15 protein-coding genes are annotated in these 16,283 nt (G+C 61.8%); all 15 read left to right on the top strand.

What is annotated here, in order from left to right:
* The first annotated feature begins 14 nt into the window (after positions 1–14).
* The 15 genes from rsmD (at position 15) to E5720_RS02230 (ending at position 16,201) form a co-directional block, all read left to right on the top strand.
* Positions 15–572, top strand: coding sequence for a 16S rRNA (guanine(966)-N(2))-methyltransferase RsmD (gene rsmD / locus E5720_RS02300; protein ID WP_136169312.1), 558 nt, complete (start codon positions 15–17; stop codon positions 570–572).
* A 13-nt stretch (positions 573–585) separates the two neighbouring features.
* On the top strand, positions 586–1,074 hold the full coding sequence (gene coaD, locus E5720_RS02295) for a pantetheine-phosphate adenylyltransferase (RefSeq protein WP_136169311.1): 489 nt from the start codon (positions 586–588) through the stop codon (positions 1,072–1,074).
* A 109-nt stretch (positions 1,075–1,183) separates the two neighbouring features.
* Positions 1,184–1,951, top strand: coding sequence for a DivIVA domain-containing protein (locus tag E5720_RS02290; protein WP_136172380.1), 768 nt, complete (start codon positions 1,184–1,186; stop codon positions 1,949–1,951).
* A 192-nt stretch (positions 1,952–2,143) separates the two neighbouring features.
* On the top strand, positions 2,144–2,704 hold the full coding sequence (locus E5720_RS02285; RefSeq protein WP_247596277.1) for a DUF177 domain-containing protein: 561 nt from the start codon (positions 2,144–2,146) through the stop codon (positions 2,702–2,704).
* 2 nt (positions 2,705–2,706) lie between these two features.
* A complete protein-coding gene (rpmF, locus tag E5720_RS02280) occupies positions 2,707–2,889 on the top strand; it encodes a 50S ribosomal protein L32 (protein WP_084348580.1) in 183 nt (60 codons plus the stop codon).
* A gap of 10 nt (positions 2,890–2,899) precedes the next feature.
* A complete protein-coding gene (gene rnc, locus E5720_RS02275; protein ID WP_136169310.1) occupies positions 2,900–3,757 on the top strand; it encodes a ribonuclease III in 858 nt (285 codons plus the stop codon).
* A 10-nt stretch (positions 3,758–3,767) separates the two neighbouring features.
* Positions 3,768–4,634: a bifunctional DNA-formamidopyrimidine glycosylase/DNA-(apurinic or apyrimidinic site) lyase gene (gene mutM, locus E5720_RS02270; protein ID WP_136169309.1), complete on the top strand. Its 867-nt coding sequence runs from the start codon at positions 3,768–3,770 to the stop codon at positions 4,632–4,634.
* 38 nt (positions 4,635–4,672) lie between these two features.
* The gene (locus E5720_RS02265; protein ID WP_136169308.1) at positions 4,673–5,101 is read left to right on the top strand and encodes an OsmC family protein; all 429 of its coding nucleotides are present in this window, start codon (positions 4,673–4,675) and stop codon (positions 5,099–5,101) included.
* 85 nt (positions 5,102–5,186) lie between these two features.
* Positions 5,187–5,462, top strand: a complete 276-nt coding sequence (locus E5720_RS02260) for an acylphosphatase (RefSeq protein WP_136169307.1) — start codon at positions 5,187–5,189, stop codon at positions 5,460–5,462.
* A gap of 76 nt (positions 5,463–5,538) precedes the next feature.
* Complete coding sequence (gene smc / locus E5720_RS02255) at positions 5,539–9,267, top strand: chromosome segregation protein SMC (RefSeq protein ID WP_136169306.1); 3,729 nt, start codon at positions 5,539–5,541, stop codon at positions 9,265–9,267.
* 76 nt (positions 9,268–9,343) lie between these two features.
* Complete coding sequence (gene ftsY, locus E5720_RS02250) at positions 9,344–10,690, top strand: signal recognition particle-docking protein FtsY (protein WP_136169305.1); 1,347 nt, start codon at positions 9,344–9,346, stop codon at positions 10,688–10,690.
* A 320-nt stretch (positions 10,691–11,010) separates the two neighbouring features.
* Positions 11,011–12,270 (top strand): ammonium transporter, encoded by a 1,260-nt coding sequence (locus tag E5720_RS02245; protein WP_168708407.1) that lies wholly within the window; start codon positions 11,011–11,013, stop codon positions 12,268–12,270.
* A gap of 74 nt (positions 12,271–12,344) precedes the next feature.
* Entirely contained in the window at positions 12,345–12,683 is a 339-nt protein-coding gene (locus tag E5720_RS02240) for a P-II family nitrogen regulator (protein WP_019664269.1), read from the top strand.
* Positions 12,673–15,201 carry a [protein-PII] uridylyltransferase gene (locus E5720_RS02235; protein WP_136169304.1) on the top strand — a complete coding sequence of 843 codons (2,529 nt, stop codon included), beginning with the start codon at positions 12,673–12,675 and terminating at the stop codon, positions 15,199–15,201. Before E5720_RS02240 ends, E5720_RS02235 begins: the two co-directional genes overlap by 11 nt.
* A 184-nt stretch (positions 15,202–15,385) precedes the next feature.
* Positions 15,386–16,201 (top strand): M23 family metallopeptidase, encoded by an 816-nt coding sequence (locus tag E5720_RS02230; RefSeq protein ID WP_136169303.1) that lies wholly within the window; start codon positions 15,386–15,388, stop codon positions 16,199–16,201.
* Positions 16,202–16,283: the final 82 nt, after the last annotated feature.

Below are 16,283 nucleotides of genomic sequence, written 5' to 3'. Positions count from 1 at the left end.
GTAACCTTCTGTAGATGACCCGGATCGTGGCAGGCATCGCAGGAGGCCGAACCCTGAAAGTCCCGCCTCGCGGCACGCGTCCAACATCGGACCGTGTCCGCGAGGCGTTGTTCAGCTCGTTGGACTCGCGTCTGGATCTCGACGGCGCTGCCGTGCTCGATCTCTATGCCGGGTCGGGCGCCCTGGGATTGGAAGCACTTTCACGCGGTGCGTCGACTGTCGTGATGGTGGAGTCCGATCCGCGAGCGGCAGAGGTGATTCGGGGTAACGCCGCCGGCATCGGGCTGCCGGGTGCGTCCGTTCGATGTGCGCCGGTCTCCGCGGTGTTGGCGAGCCAGCCCGACCGCCCTTACGACCTCGTGTTGGCCGACCCTCCCTACGCCATCGCCGATTCCGCGGTTGCGCAGATGCTCGTCGAACTTCTGGCGAACGGTTGGTTGGCACCGGAAAGCATTGTGGTGTTGGAACGCTCGTCCAGATCGACGGAAACCACCTGGCCCGAAGGCTTGGTGGCGGAGAAGGTCAAGAAGTACGGCGAGACGCGAATCGAAATCGCCGGACTGGCACGGTGATAGCCTGTGCGCCATGACTGGAGCAGTGTGTCCTGGATCCTTCGACCCGGTGACCAATGGCCATATCGATGTGATCACCAGGGCTGCGGCGCAGTTCGATGAGATCATCGTCACCGTCATGATCAACAAGAACAAGCGTGGTTTGTTCTCTGTCGACGAGCGCATCGAGCTTCTCGGCGAAGCGACGGCCCATCTGAAGAACGTGCGGATCTCCTCGTGGCACGGCCTGCTCGTCGACTATGCGAGGCAGGAGGGCTTCACTGCGATCGTGAAGGGTCTGCGTGGAGCAAACGATTTCGACTACGAACTTCAGATGGCCCAGATGAACCAGCGATTGACAGGTGTGGACACCCTTTTCATCCCCGCGAATCCATCGTTCAGCTTCCTGTCCAGTTCGCTGGTCAAAGAGGTCGCTACTTTCGGTGGAGATGTCGCAGGAATGGTCCCCGAGAATGTTCACTCCAGACTATTGAGCCGCATCGCCGAGCGCGCCGCCGAATAGATCGGGCGACACACCGAGGCGAGTGCGACGCGCAGGCAGCAATCACCAGGCAAACTGGAAGTGCACTTTCCGCACGTTTCTTCGTAGTTTCTATCGATTGGGGTTACCGGTGTACCGCGTATTCGAGGCACTCGACGAACTCGTCGCCATTGTCGAGGAGGCGCGCGGTGTCCCTATGACGGCCGGCTGCGTTGTTCCTCGCGGCGACGTCCTTGAACTTCTCGACGATGTGCGCGACTCGATTCCCGGTGAACTCGACGACGCGCAAGATGTCCTCGATCATAAGGACAAACTGGTCACGGACGCTCGGTCGACGGCAGAGAAAACTGTCACCTCGGCCAACGACGAAGCCCAGGACACCGTCGAAAATGCGCGCGATTCCGCAGACCGAATATTGGCCGATGCGAAATCACAGGCCGATCGCATGGTTGCCGAGGCGAAGGCTCACGCCGAGCAACTCGTCGACGATGCGAACGACACCGCGGAGCGTTCGGTCGAAGCAGGAAGGCGTGAGTACGAGACGCTGACGACGCGGGCGCGATCGGAGTCGGAGCGTCTCATCGAGTCGGGTCAGGCTTCGTACGAGCGTTCGGTCGCAGACGGAGCCGAGGAGCAGGCGCGGTTGGTCGATCAAACCGAGGTCGTGCAGGCCGCACGCACAGAATCGGCGCGCGTCATCGACACTGCGCATGCCGAATCAGACCGAATGCGCAGTGAATGCGACGTCTATGTCGATACCAAGCTGGCGGAGTTCGAGGAGTTCCTCAGTGGCACTATTCGCTCTGTGGGGCGAGGCCGCCAGCAGTTGCGTACCGGATCGGGTGTCCCGGACTACGGCCCGGATCCATCCGGCGAGGGTCGTCGTTCGCGCAGGTAAATCGTCCAGATTTGCTCATGCCTGAGTCCGTGCGTACCGTTGTGTGGTTGCCCAAAGGTTGTCCCGGTCCGGCGCACCACTTCGGTGCTGTCGGTCCAGCAGCGCAAAGGTGATCGAATCAATCGTCTGAGCAGGAAGATTACTGTGTCTACCCGTCGTAATACCCCTCGTGCCGAAGCGGGCACGGGATTCGTGCTGGATATCGACAACCTGAGCCGTCGGCCCGGGTCCATGACGGAGATCCAGCGGTCGATTGTCGCGCCCACGCGAATCGGCCTCGATGGGATCGCCATCGAAATGGGGTCTCCGGTCGATATCGATCTTCGCCTCGAAGCGGTATCGGAGGGTGTGCTCGTCACCGGCACCGTCCGCGCAGACACTACGGGTGAGTGCTCTCGGTGCCTGGAGCCTGTTTCGGGTGCGGTGGATGTGTATCTCACCGATCTGTTCGCCTACCCGTCCAGCGTCACTGAGGACACGACCGACGAGGAGGAGATTCATCGCGTAGTCGATGATCAGATAGACCTACAGCCAGTCGTCGTGGATGCGGTCGGATTGGAGCTTCCATTGCATCCTCTCTGCCGTGAAAACTGCCAGGGATTGTGCTCGGAATGCGGCATCAACCTGGCGATTGCGGAATCTGGACATAATCATGAGATAGTTGATCCTCGCTGGGCTGGACTTGCAGCCAAATTTGGCGTGGATCCAGTATCGAGCACCGAACTTGTGAACAACGAAGCCGAGGAGAAGTAGAAGTGGCTGTCCCGAAGCGTAAAATGTCGCGTTCCAACACGAGGTCGCGTCGTGCACAGTGGAAGGCCACAGTGCCTACGCTTGTCACGTGCCCCAACCGTGGATGCGGCGAGAAGACACTGCCCCACATTGCGTGCCCCTCGTGTGGCACCTACAAGGGCCGACAGGTAGCAGCAGCTGTCTGATCTTCAGCACATGACATCGAAGAGCAGTTCTACCCACCTGAACCGCTCGACAGCCGACAGCGGCGGGGACGACCGAGAGTCGCTCCTCGCCGCTCTTGGCGTCGTACTCGCTGAACCCCTGTTGACTCTGGCCTTGACCCACCGGTCGTACGCGTACGAGCGTGGTGGTCTGCCGACCAACGAGCGGCTGGAATTCCTGGGTGATTCGGTTCTCGGTTTGACCGTGACCGAGGAGCTCTACACTGCACATCCGGAGAAATCCGAAGGCGAGTTGGCCAAGATTCGTGCCAGCGTCGTGAACATGCATGCTCTGGCCGAGGTGGCACGCGAACTCGGTGAAGGTGGTCTCGGCCGTCATCTCCTGCTAGGCAAGGGCGAGGAGCAGACCGGTGGTCGTGACAAGCCCAGCATTCTGGCCGATGGCATGGAGTCCCTGTTGGGCGCGATTCACCTCCAGCACGGGATAGAGGTCGCACGTCGTGTCGTTCTGACCCTGTTCGCACGTTTGCTGGACCGAGCACCACGCTTGGGCGCCGGCCTGGACTGGAAGACCAGTCTTCAGGAGCTGACGGCTGTGAAATCGCTTGGCGTGCCCGTATACCAAATCTCCTCCACCGGACCAGACCACGACAAAGAATTCACTGCGACCGTCGTCGTCAGCGGTAAGCCACTCGGGGTAGGTGTCGGCCGATCCAAGAAGGAAGCCGAGCAGAAGGCAGCGAGTACTGCCTGGAACGACATCTCCGACGGAAACGTGAGCTCTGCCGCCGTCGAGTCCCCCGCCGTCGAGTCCCCCGTCGTAGAGCGCACCGCCGGAGCACTCGACTCCCCGGCCCCCGACGTCGCTATGGCTCCGCACGCGGAGTAGCGGATACCCGATGCCCGAGTTACCCGAGGTCGAAGTAGTGCGCCTCGGTCTCGAATCGCATGTAGTCAGTACAACTATCGAATCGGTGGAAGTACTGCACCCTCGCGCGGTCCGGCGTCACTTTGCTGGTGCGCGGGACCTGGAGGCTCAGCTACGCGGCCGCCGTATCGTGTCGGCGGAGCGTCGCGGCAAGTATCTGTGGCTGCCACTCGATGCGCATGACGACGCGATAGTCGTGCACTTGGGAATGAGCGGCCAAATGCTCGTGCAGCCACCGTCGGTGCCTGCCGAGAAGCACCTCCGCATCCGTGTGGGGCTGGACAACGGAGCCGAACTCCGATTCGTCGATCAACGAACGTTCGGTGGTTGGGCCATCGCGCACCTCGAATCTGTCGACGGGTCCGTGGTTCCCGAGACCGTGGCACACATCGCACGAGACCCGGTGGATCCGTTGTTCGATGCGGAATCCGTCGTGAACGTGTTGCGGGGCAAACACACCGAGATCAAGCGCGCCATACTCGACCAAACGGTGCTGTCGGGCGTGGGCAACATCTACGCCGACGAGGCACTGTGGCGCGCCAAGATTCACGGCAATCGAATTGCAGAGACCTTGTCGAGGCCAGTTCTACGCACACTGTTGACCTCGGCACACGCAGTGATGGGTGAGGCTCTCGCGCAAGGCGGTACATCCTTCGACGCGTTGTACGTCAATGTCAACGGCGAATCGGGATACTTCGATCGGTCGCTGGATGCGTACGGCCAAGAGGGGCTGCCATGTTCGCGTTGTGGTAGCCCGATCCGGCGTGAGAAGTTCATGAACAGATCGTCGTACAGCTGTCCCACCTGCCAGCCGCGACCTCGAAATACGCGGACCTGACGCTGCCCTGACGGCCGGTCACCCTAGAATCGACTCTCATGGCTGATGAGAGCACACCGACGGCACTGTGGGTCGAACGGACGGGGACGCGTCGATACACCGGAATGAGCTCGCGAGGAGCCGAGGTGCTGATCGGTTCGGAATCCGTCGACGGGGTCTTCACCCCTGGCGAGTTGCTCAAGATAGCTCTTGCGGCATGCACCGGGATGAGTTCGGATCTCCCATTGTCACGCCGCCTCGGTGACAATTACGACTCGAAGGTGACGGTGTCGGGGTCTGCCGATCGTGAGAACGAACGCTACCCGGAGTTGCATGAGGTACTCGCCGTCGATCTCAGCGAGCTCGACCCCGAAGCGCAGCAGCGGTTGCTGATCGTCGTCGAGCGCGCCATCGACAAGGTGTGCACCGTCGGACGCACGTTGAAAGCAGGCGCTGAGGTATCTCTCGAGATCGACGTGGACGGCTGACGATGCGGATGCCTACGTTGGGCAATCGGCTCGCTCCTGCTGTACTTCACGGTTTCGACGGAACGAACCGAAAGTCGACCTCCTCGTGAGTGAGATTCGGTTGACCGCCTGGGTGCACGGTTCGGTGCAAGGCGTCGGGTTCCGGTGGTGGACCCGTTCGCGCGCCCTCGAGCTCGGACTGGTCGGCCACGCAACCAATAGCGCGGACGGTCGAGTGCTCGTCATCGCCGAGGGTGTACGAGAAAAGGCCGAGCGCCTCCTCGAGCTTCTTCGGGGGGGAAATACTCCGGGCGTGGTGACCCTCGTCGTGGAGAGCTGGGATCCGCCGCGTGGTGGGCTCAGCGGTTTCGTCGAGCGGTGATGGAGGGACGTATTCGGACCGTGGCGCTCCAGATCTCGTACGCGCAGGTGGGGTACACCCGGTACTCTGAAGCGCCATGCATCTCAAGAGTCTGACGCTCAAGGGCTTCAAGTCCTTTGCTTCGGCGACGACTCTTCGATTCGAGCCGGGTATTACTTGCGTCGTCGGGCCCAATGGATCGGGGAAGTCCAACGTAGTGGACGCTCTCACCTGGGTGATGGGGGAGCAAGGAGCGAAGGCATTACGTGGCGGCAAAATGGAAGATGTCATTTTTGCGGGCACCTCTGGACGTGCCCCGCTCGGGCGTGCGGAAGTGACGCTCACGATCGACAACTCCGACGGTGCGTTGCCTATCGACTACTCCGAGGTGTCGATCACCAGGCGAATGTTTCGTGATGGCGCAGGCGAATACGAGATCAACGGAGCCTCGTGTCGGCTGATGGACGTCCAGGAATTGCTCAGCGACTCCGGCATCGGCCGCGAAATGCACGTCATCGTCGGGCAGGGGCGGCTCGCTGCCATTCTCGAATCCAGGCCGGAAGATCGAAGAGCCTTCATCGAAGAGGCCGCAGGCGTTCTCAAACACCGTAAGCGCAGAGAGAAGGCTGTCCGCAAGCTCGACGCCATGCAGGCGAATCTGGCTCGATTGACCGACCTGACCACCGAGCTTCGGCGTCAACTCAAGCCTCTCGGTCGCCAAGCCGAGGTCGCTCGTCGAGCACAGACGGTCCAAGCAGATCTTCGCGACGCCAGGCTGCGTATCGCGGCCGACGACTTGGTCGGCCGCCGTGCCGAGTTTGCCAACCAGACTCAGGACGAAGCTGCCGCCCGCGAGCAGTACGCGACTGTGCAGGACACGCTCGAGGCAGGCAATGTCGCACTCGGAGAGCTCGAACAGTCGGTTGCCCGGTTGACTCCGAACGCTGAGGCCGCCGGTCAAACCTGGTTTCAGTTGTCTGCACTCGCCGAACGTGTCAACGCCACCATCCGGATCGCGAAAGAGCGTGCACGTCACCTCGATTCGGCGTCGTCGACGGGCCGTGGTCAAGACCCGGACGAACTGGAAGCTCAGGCGGATCGTGTCGCCGAAGAGGAATTGGAACTCGTCGAGGCCGTCGAGATCGCACGCGAGTCTCTCGAGGCTGCACGCGAAGAGTTGGCCGAACGCGAGGCTGCGGCTTTCGAGGCGGAGCGAGCTCATATGGCTGCGGTGCGTGCGGTCGCCGATCGTCGAGAAGGATTCGCGCGGCTTTCCGGACAGGTCGACACTTACCGAACCAAGGCCGATTCCACCGATGCAGAGGTTGCTCGGCTGTCGGTGGCGATCGACGAGGCTCGTGAGCGCGGAGACCTCGCGCAGATGGAATTCGAGAGCGTCCAGGACCAGATAAGCGGGCTCGACGCCAGTGAATTGAGTCTCGACACGCAGCACGAGCGAGCTGTGATGGCGCACCGAAGCGCGGACGCGCGCGTGACCGAATTGCAGAACGAGGAGCGTGTCGCCGGGAAGAAGGTTGCCTCGTATCAGGCTCGAATAGAAGCGTTGAAGATGGGACTCGAACGCAAGGACGGGGCCGGTTGGCTCATCGAGAACTCTCAGCCTGGCCTGTCGGGGTTACTTGCCGACCGCATCAGCGTGGAAACGGGCTTCGAAGTGGCGGTGGCGGTGGCATTGGGCCCCGTAGCCGATGCTGCTCACGCCGAATCGTTCACAAGTGCACTCGATGCTGTTCTGGCACTGCGTGATGCGGACGGTGGGCGTGCAGCTGTCGTCTTCGGCGATGTCACGCATTCCGCGAATCGTCGCACCGTTCAGTTGCCGCATGGCGCCAGGTGGGCGCTCGATGTGATCCATTTCCCTGATTCGCTTTCCGGTTCGATGAGTGCGTTGCTCGGCGGCATCGTAGTAGTCGAATCTCTCGACGACGCCGCGTCATTGGTGCAGTCGTCGCCTGGAGTCAGGGCAGTGACGAAGGCCGGGGATCTTCTCGACACAGGATGGGTGACGGGCGGTTCGGACAGGCGGCCGAGCACCATCGAGGTGCAGTCGGCGATTGATACCTCGACAGTCGAACTTGCTGCAGCAGAACGATATTCGGCTGAGCTCGAAGCAGCATTGTCGGGAGCGCTCGCCGAGCAAGCCCATCGCCGTGAATCCGCCGAACAAGCGCTGGCCGCGCTCAACGAGTCCGATGCTGCTATTGCAGCGGTGTACGAGCAGCTCGGTCGCCTCGGGCAGCTCGCTCGATCGGCACACGCAGAATCTTCGCGGTTGACCGAGCAGCGAAGCCGAGCAGAAACCGGTCGTGAGGAGGCTCTTACCGCGTTGGCGGAGCTCGAGGAGCGCCTCAGGCTGGCCGAGGACGAGCAAGCCGGGACCGACAGTGGATCCGATTCGGGTGAATCGGTCATGGCGCGTGAGATGGCTGCCGCCGCATTGTCCGAGGTTCGATCGGTCGAGGTCGACGCACGCCTGAATGTCCGCACAGCCGAGGAACGGGCGCAGTCCGTCCGGGGTCGCGCGGACTCGATGCGTCGAGCTGCCCGCGCCGAACGTGAGGCTCGAGCACGGGCCGAACGGGAGCTGATCGGGCGTCGACACGCTGCAGCAGTAGCGCAGGCGGTTGCGTCCGCCGGTGATCGCGTGGCCGACCGGCTCGCCGGCGTCGTCGCGGCCGCTGCCGCTCGTCGTGACGAGCTTGCTGCCCAGCGTGCCACTGCTACCGCCGAATTGGACCGGGTCAAAGAACAGGTTCGGGCTCTCCAGGCCCAGCTCGCTTCGATCACCGACGCGGTCCACCGCGATGAAATTGCTCGTGCGCAGGCTGCGCTCAGAATCGAGCAGCTCGAGGCGACGATCCTCGAACAGCACGGTATCGGGCTCGACGACCTGATTGCCGAATATGGACCGGACGTGAGCCTGCCACCGACGGAACTCGAGGTGAGTGAGTACGAGGCCGCCAAGGAACGCGGAGAACAGGTGGTGGCACCTGCCCCGATGCCGTTCGACCGGGTGGCTCAGGAAAAGCGGGCGAAACGTGCCGAACGGGATTTGGCGACCCTCGGAAAGGTGAACCCCCTCGCGCTCGAAGAATTCGCTGCGCTCGAGGAGCGATACAACTTCCTCTCCACACAACTGGAGGACGTCAAGTCCGCCCGCAAGGATCTGCTCGAGGTGGTCGCCGATGTCGACGAGAGAATCTTGCAGGTCTTCACCGAAGCGTGGTTCGACGTCGAACGCGAGTTCACTCAGGTGTTCGCCAAGTTGTTCCCAGGGGGAGAGGGAAGACTGATCCTCACCGAACCAGGGAACATGCTCACCACAGGTATCGAGGTCGAAGCACGCCCACCAGGAAAGAAGGTCAAGCGCCTGTCCCTGCTGTCCGGCGGCGAGAAGTCCTTGACGGCCGTAGCGATGCTGGTTGCTATTTTCCGAGCGCGACCATCTCCGTTCTACGTGATGGACGAGGTCGAAGCTGCACTGGACGATACGAACCTCCGACGTCTGATCGGGTTGTTCGAGCAACTTCGCGAGAAGTCGCAGCTGATCGTCATCACCCACCAGAAGCCGACGATGGAGGTTGCCGACGCACTGTACGGAGTATCGATGCGCGGCGACGGCATCACGACGGTGATTTCGCAACGCCTCAACCGCAACCGAGTCGAGACGATCGGCAGCGTGACGGCCCCAGATGGCAACGAGACGGATCTCCTCGATGCGCCGGTCCCGGAGGGCCGTGTCCGTGAAAATTCCGTGCCTGCAGACGAGGTTTCTGTACCGGAAGGCTCTGAGTCGTCGAACTGAGTTCGAGTGATGTGCTGTGCGCTTGCCCGCCAGGGTGCCGGTTGGGTGGCGAAGACGCTCCTGACAGGATGGACGTGTGAGTAGCGAAGCGTGGATCATCGTCGCGGCCGTTCTGGCCATCCTGGCCGTTGGGCTCGTAGTTGGGCTCGTGGTGTCGCGTCGACGGCGAATATCGCTCACCTCTTCGGAGACGCCGAAGATCGAGGAGGGCGAGAAGGACAAGTCGGGCGGATACAAGGCCGGTGGCGGATTCTCGTTCAGCCAGGGAAGCGCGGTTGCCGAGCCGGATCTCGCGCCGAAACCCGTGCCCGCGTCTCTACCCGAGCCCAAGCCTGTGGCCTCGCCGGAGCCTCAGCCGTCCCCGGAGCCCCAGCCTTCTCTGGAACCTGAGCCGTCTCTGGAACCTGAGCCATCCCCGGAACCCGAGCCATCCCCGGAACCCGAGCCTGCGCCAGCTCTCGATTCCGATCCGGTATCCGCCGCGCCGGTTCTCGACGAGATTGCTCCTATCGATGGGCGGCTGGATCGCCTACGCGGTCGACTCTCTCGCTCGCAGTCCGCAATCGGTAAGAGCTTGTTGGGAATCCTCGGCGGCGGCGACCTCGATGAGGATTCGTGGGAAGAAGTCGAGGACACACTGCTGATCGCAGACCTCGGTTCGTCCACTACCAACGAAATCATGACCTCGCTGCGCGAGCAGATGGCGTCGCGGAGCATCCGCACCGAGGCCGACGCCAGAGCGTTGCTGCGCGAGATTCTCGTCAAGCAGTTGCACCCGGAGTTCGATCGATCGATCAGAGCACTGCCGCATGAGGGCACACCTGCTGTGCTACTTGTCGTCGGTGTAAACGGGACGGGCAAGACGACCACGACCGGCAAGTTGGCCCGCGTGCTCGTTGCGGACGGGCGTCGTGTCCTTTTGGGTGCCGCGGATACGTTCCGTGCCGCTGCGGCGGATCAATTGCAGACGTGGGCCGAGCGTGTGGGTGCCGACGTCGTTCGCGGCAAGGACGGCGCCGATCCGGCTGCAGTTGCTTTCGACGCAGTGACGCGAGGTATCGAGCTGGGAGTAGATGTCGTTCTTGTCGACACCGCCGGACGTCTCCATACGAAGTCCGGATTGATGGATGAACTCGGCAAGGTCAAGCGGGTAATCGAGAAGCGAGCGCACGTCGACGACGTATTGCTGGTCCTGGATGCGACCGTGGGGCAGAACGGTCTGATGCAGGCACGCGTATTCGCCGAGGTAGTGAACATCACCGGGGTGGTCTTGACCAAGCTCGACGGCACCGCCAAGGGTGGCATCGTCTTCCAGGTGCAGCGTGAACTCGGAGTGCCGGTCAAGCTCGTCGGACTCGGGGAAGGCGCTGACGACTTGGCTCCGTTCGAGCCCGAAGCCTTCGTCGACGCGTTGCTCGGCTGACCGGATCTGCTCGGCCGATCTCGGTCCGGAGTACGTCGGGCGGTAAGTAGTCGGCCGAAATCAGTAGTCGGCCGAAATCAGTGGTTCTTCTGAAAATTCAGTTGTTCTTCGGATTTCGACGAAAACTACAAAACGCCTGCACGAAATATTATTGCAACAGTTCTGGTCCATCCGTTCACACGAGTGAAACACCAGAGTGTCATGGATGAAACTTCGTGAAACCACTCTTCTCTCAGACGGTGCACCATCCGGTGCGCACGAGAAGGAGGGTGTACGTGAGTCCCGAGGAATTGTTGGCCAACTCCGGCAATGCTGCCTGGATGCTGACAGCAGCATCGTTGGTGCTGCTGATGACGCCAGGTCTGGCGTTTTTCTATGGTGGTATGTCGCAGCAGAAGTCCGTACTGAACATGATGATGATGTCTTTCGGGGCAATGTTCGTCGTCGCGCTCGTCTACGTCCTGTGGGGATGGTCGATGTCGTACGGAACCGAGAACATCGGCGGGGTGTTCGCGAATCCCTTCGAGTTCTTCGGTCTCAAGGATTCGATCACCGATGCGGACGGAAACTTCCTTGCCGGCGCCTGGGGCTACCCGAACGTCATCGACATTGCCTTCCAGGTGACGTTCGCGATCATCACGGTCGCACTCATCAGCGGTTCGCTCGCTGGGCGCGTCAAATACGGCACCTGGCTGGTGTTCGCCGGCGTCTGGGTCACTCTGGCTTACTTTCCCCTCGCACACATGGTGTGGGGCGGCGGATTACTCTCCGGTTCGGAAAACGGCTTCGCAGCGAAGATCTTCGGCACGACCGACGACGGCGACGGCGGGCTCGTTGCATCTGTCCCTCCGATCGACTTCGCTGGTGGCACCGTGGTCCACATCAACGCAGGAATTGCCGGTCTGATTCTGGCGCTCATCATCGGCAAGCGCGCAGGATTCGGTCGAGTTGCTTTCCGGCCGCACAATCTCCCGTTCGTCATGCTCGGGGCGGCTCTGCTGTGGTTCGGTTGGTTCGGATTCAACGCAGGCTCCGCTTTCGCTGCTGACGGGTTCGCGGGGCTGGCCTGGGTCAATACGACTACTGCGGCTGCAGCTGCGATCGCAGGCTGGCTCGTCGTGGAACGTATCCGTGACGGCCATGCCACCAGCCTCGGTGCTGCTTCGGGCATCGTCGCAGGCTTGGTCGCCATCACACCCGCTGCAGGCGCCCTGACCCCGATCGGTTCGATCTTCCTCGGCGTCGTTGCCGGAGTACTCTCCGCTCTGGCGGTCGGCCTCAAGTTCAAGTTCGGCTACGACGACTCGCTCGACGTCGTCGGTGTCCACCTCGTATCAGGTCTGTGGGGCACCATCGGAATTGGCTTCTTCGCATCCGAGACCGGGCTGTTCTACGGTGGCGACTACAAGCAGTTGGTCGTCCAGACGGTCATCGCTCTGTCTGCTGTGATCTTCACCGGTGTCATCACAGCGATCATCGCGTTTGCGCTCAAGCCACTCGGCTGGCGCGTGTCGGATGAAGGCGAGGCCAAGGGTATCGACGAAGCTGAGCACGCTGAGACTGCGTACGACTTCGCTTGACAGGGTAAAGATAGGGGGCGAGAAGTCGCTCCGAATACAACCGAGCATTCGTGAGCTTGTGAAGGGAAGCATAAATGAAGCTGATCACGGCAATCGTCAAACCGTTCACCTTGGAGGACGTCAAGACAGGCCTCGAACAAGCCGGCGTGCTGGGCATGACGGTCAGTGAAGTCCAGGGCTATGGACGTCAGAAGGGCCACACCGAGGTTTACCGTGGTGCCGAGTACTCCGTCGACTTCGTTCCGAAGGTACGCGTGGAGGTCGTCGTCGACGACGCCGCAGTGGAGAAGGTCGTGGAAGTAATCGTCGAAGCTGCACGTACCGGCAAGATCGGTGACGGCAAAGTATGGGTTTCGCCGGTCGATTCGGTCATCCGAGTACGTACCGGGGAACGTGGCGCCGATGCGCTCTGACCCCAACGGGTCGCGGGCAGGGGGCCCCGATTCTGGAGCGAAAGCTGCAGGGTCGGGGCCTTCGGTCTCGAAGGGCACCGTGTCCAAGAGCACCAGTGATGCAGCCGCAGATCTGGCGCGAGCCAGAAAACAGCTGCTCGACGACGGAAGCCGGAACCGTCGTCTCGACGCGCCCTCGCTCCGACAAGCTTTGGTCGATCTGCACGAGTTCTGGTTGACCACCAAGGGCGCCGAGCTCGGTATCAAACCGGATTCCGGATTCGCCATCGTTGCGGTCGGTGGATTGGCACGTCGCGAAATGCTGCCCTATTCCGATCTCGATCTGATTCTTCTTCATGACGACATGCCGGCTGAACTCGTAGCCGATGTGGCGGACAAGCTTTGGTATCCGTTGTGGGACGCACACATCAAGCTCGATCACAGCGTCCGTACCGTTCCTCAGGCTCTGCAGGTTGCAGCGTCGGATCTGACTGCTGCTCTCGGAATGCTCGAAGCGCGGCACATCGCCGGCGATGTCGAATTGAGCAATTTGCTGATCGGTGGTGTTCGGCGAGAGTGGCGGACGAATATCCGCTCTCGTTTCGAAGAGTTGATCACGCAAACTCGGTCTCGCTGGGCCCGTAATGGAGAGATCGCCCATCGTGCCGAGCCCGAACTCAAGAGCGGCCGCGGAGGGCTGCGCGACGTTCAGCTACTCGATGCGCTGTCCATTGCACAACTCACCGACGGGATGCCGGGGCTCGGGCCGGAGTCACCGGGCGGCGGACTTGCCTTCGCGCATGGCCGTTTACTCGATGTCCGGACAGAACTGCACCGAGTTGCAGGCCGAGCACGCGATCAGCTTCGGGCGCAGGACGCCGACGAGATCGGCGCGGCATTGCGCATCGGCGACAGATTCGATCTCGCTCGCGTACTCAGTGATTCGGCTCGCACCATCAGCTATTCGGTGGATGTCGGCCTTCGTACCGCCGGCAATTCCCTGCCTCGGCGGGGGTTGTCCCGCCTCCGGCGTGTTCCGGTTCGGCGCCCGCTCGACGAGGGTGTCGTCGAACATGGCGGTGAAGTCGTACTCGCGCGTGACGCTCGTCCGAACAAAGATCCCGGGCTGATAATGCGGGTTGCCGCCGCCTCCGCGCAGACGGCAATGCCGATGTCTGCGTCGACGTTGAATCGCTTGTCCGAAAGCGCACCCGAGCTACGCGAACCGTGGCCGAAGGAAGCGTTCAACGACCTGTTGGTGTTGCTCGGTTCAGGACGCCGAGCTATCGCCGCGATCGAGGCGCTCGATCGGACCGGCCTATGGGGTCGGCTGATTCCGGAATGGGGAGCCGTTCGTGATCTGCCGCCGCGCGATGCGGTGCACACGTGGACGGTCGACCGGCATCTCGTGGAAACTGCTGCGTACGCAAGTGCTTTGACGACACGTGTGGCCCGACCGGACTTGCTCGTCCTCGGAGCTTTGATCCACGACATTGGGAAGGGAAGGGGCGGAGACCACAGTGTGGTCGGCGCTGAACTCGCGACACAGATCGGGAACCGGCTGGGGCTGTGGCCTTCCGACGTCACGTTGCTGTCGAAAATGGTGCTCCATCACCTGCTACTTCCGGACACGGCGACTCGTCGCGACCTCGATGACCCGGCCACCGTGGAGAAGGTGGTGCAGACCCTCGGATCGGACACTGTCCTTCTGGAGCTACTGCACGCTCTCGCCGAAGCAGACTCGTTGGCGACCGGCCCTGGCGTGTGGGGTGATTGGAAGGCCTCACTCATCCGCGAACTGGTTCGGCGATGCCGCTTGGTCATGGCGGGAGAGAGCTTGCCGACTGCTGACCCGCTCGATCCGGCCCACATCGCTTTGGCGCAGAAGGGAGGAGTTCACGTCGATCTGCAGCCGACCGAGGGTTCGCACACGTTCGTGGTCACCGTGATCGCTCCGGAAAATCCTAGTTTGCTGTCCGACGCAGCCGGCGTCTTGGCACTGCAATCTTTGCGAGTGCTGTCGGCTTCGCTCGGTAGTCAGGAGGGGGCGGCCGTGAATTCTTTTGCGGTCGCGCCACTGTTCGGCTCACCGCCTCAGGCCGGTCTGCTGCGTCAAGAGATTATTCGCGCACAGTCCGGGGAGCTCGATCTGCTCGGCATGCTCGACGCGAAGGAACGTGATGCTCGGCCGGTGAACCTGGACGGCGAAGTCGATGCGGCAGTTCCGGTTCTGTATGCGCAGGCGCCCCCGAGAGTCCTGTGGTTCGACGGAACCGAGCCTGGTCAGGTGGTCCTCGAATTGCGCGCCGAGGATCGACTGGGCTTGCTTTGTCGACTGGCAAGCGCGCTCGAACGCTGCGGTGCACACGTCCGCTGGGCGAGAGTGACGACATTGGGAACGTCGGTCATCGATGCGTTCTGCATCGATCTGGCCGGATCTGACGGCCGTGATATTCGCGAAGAAATCGAGCGTGCGGTACTCGCGGTCGTTCCGGCCCCCGAACCACCGAAACCTACGGTGAAGCCGGAGGGCACCTGAACGCTGGTTCGGGTGGTCAGAAACGAATCTTCCAGAGAGTAGTGATATTTCATAAAGATTCGGTTACGGTCTGTGCGGGCGAGATCAATTTGTTATGTTTCACGCCATCGAATGAAAGTACGACTTCCGGTCGTTTTACGACGCTCGAGATTCATGCACGCCGACGACTGATGAGGTATTAACTGTGGGATCCCACCGGCGGTCGAACATATACGTTCCGATCGAGATGGATATCGATGCACCGCGCGGGCGTCACAGGGCACAGGTAGAAAAGAACGAAGCCGGACTGCGGGCCGCGACGATCGTTCTGGCTACCGGCGCGATCGTGGCGGGAGCTGCACAGCTCGGAGCGGGTACCGCCGCTGCTGCCCCTGCGCCGGAAGCTCCGACTGCGGGAATGCCATTCGAGATTCCGCAGAATCTTCTCCCCGGAGGCTTCGAGTTGCCGCCGGGTATCGAGCTCCCGGAAAACATTGCGCTCCCACAAGATCTTCAGCTTCCGGACACGTCGAACCTTCAGGGCTTCGGAATCCCTGACCTCGGAGCCGCAGCCCAAGATTTGATCAGGGGTCTTCAGCCCATCAAAGAACGGGCTGTGCAGCCTGTATCGGGGGTACTCACATCGACATTCGGGTCCCGTTGGGGTGCGCACCACGGTGGTCTCGATATCGCTGCCCCTATCGGAACGCCGATCTTGGCCGCGACCGACGGCCAGGTGACAGCAGCGGGACCGGCCTCCGGTTTCGGTCTGTGGGTAAAGGTGCTGCACGACGACGGCACCGAGACCATCTATGGGCATATCAACGACTATTCGGTGACCCCCGGACAGCATGTGACGGCAGGTCAACAGATCGCAACGGTGGGTAACCGCGGCGAATCCACCGGTCCGCACCTGCATTTCGAGGTCCACGATCCGAGTGGCGTCAAGGTCGATCCCGCCGAGTGGCTCTCCATGCGCGGAGTCTCGGTCACGTGGACCGACGCGGCAATCAACGCCTGATCTCGAAGGTCGTTTTCCGGCGTGCACAGCGCTGTAGAACCCTCGCCGACGACGTGTTGTAATACCGGGCGCTAGTGTGGAG

The organism is Rhodococcus sp. PAMC28707, assembly GCF_004795915.1.
Taxonomy (GTDB): Bacteria; Actinomycetota; Actinomycetes; order Mycobacteriales; family Mycobacteriaceae; genus Rhodococcoides.
This window is presented reverse-complemented; position numbering and strand designations above follow the sequence as displayed.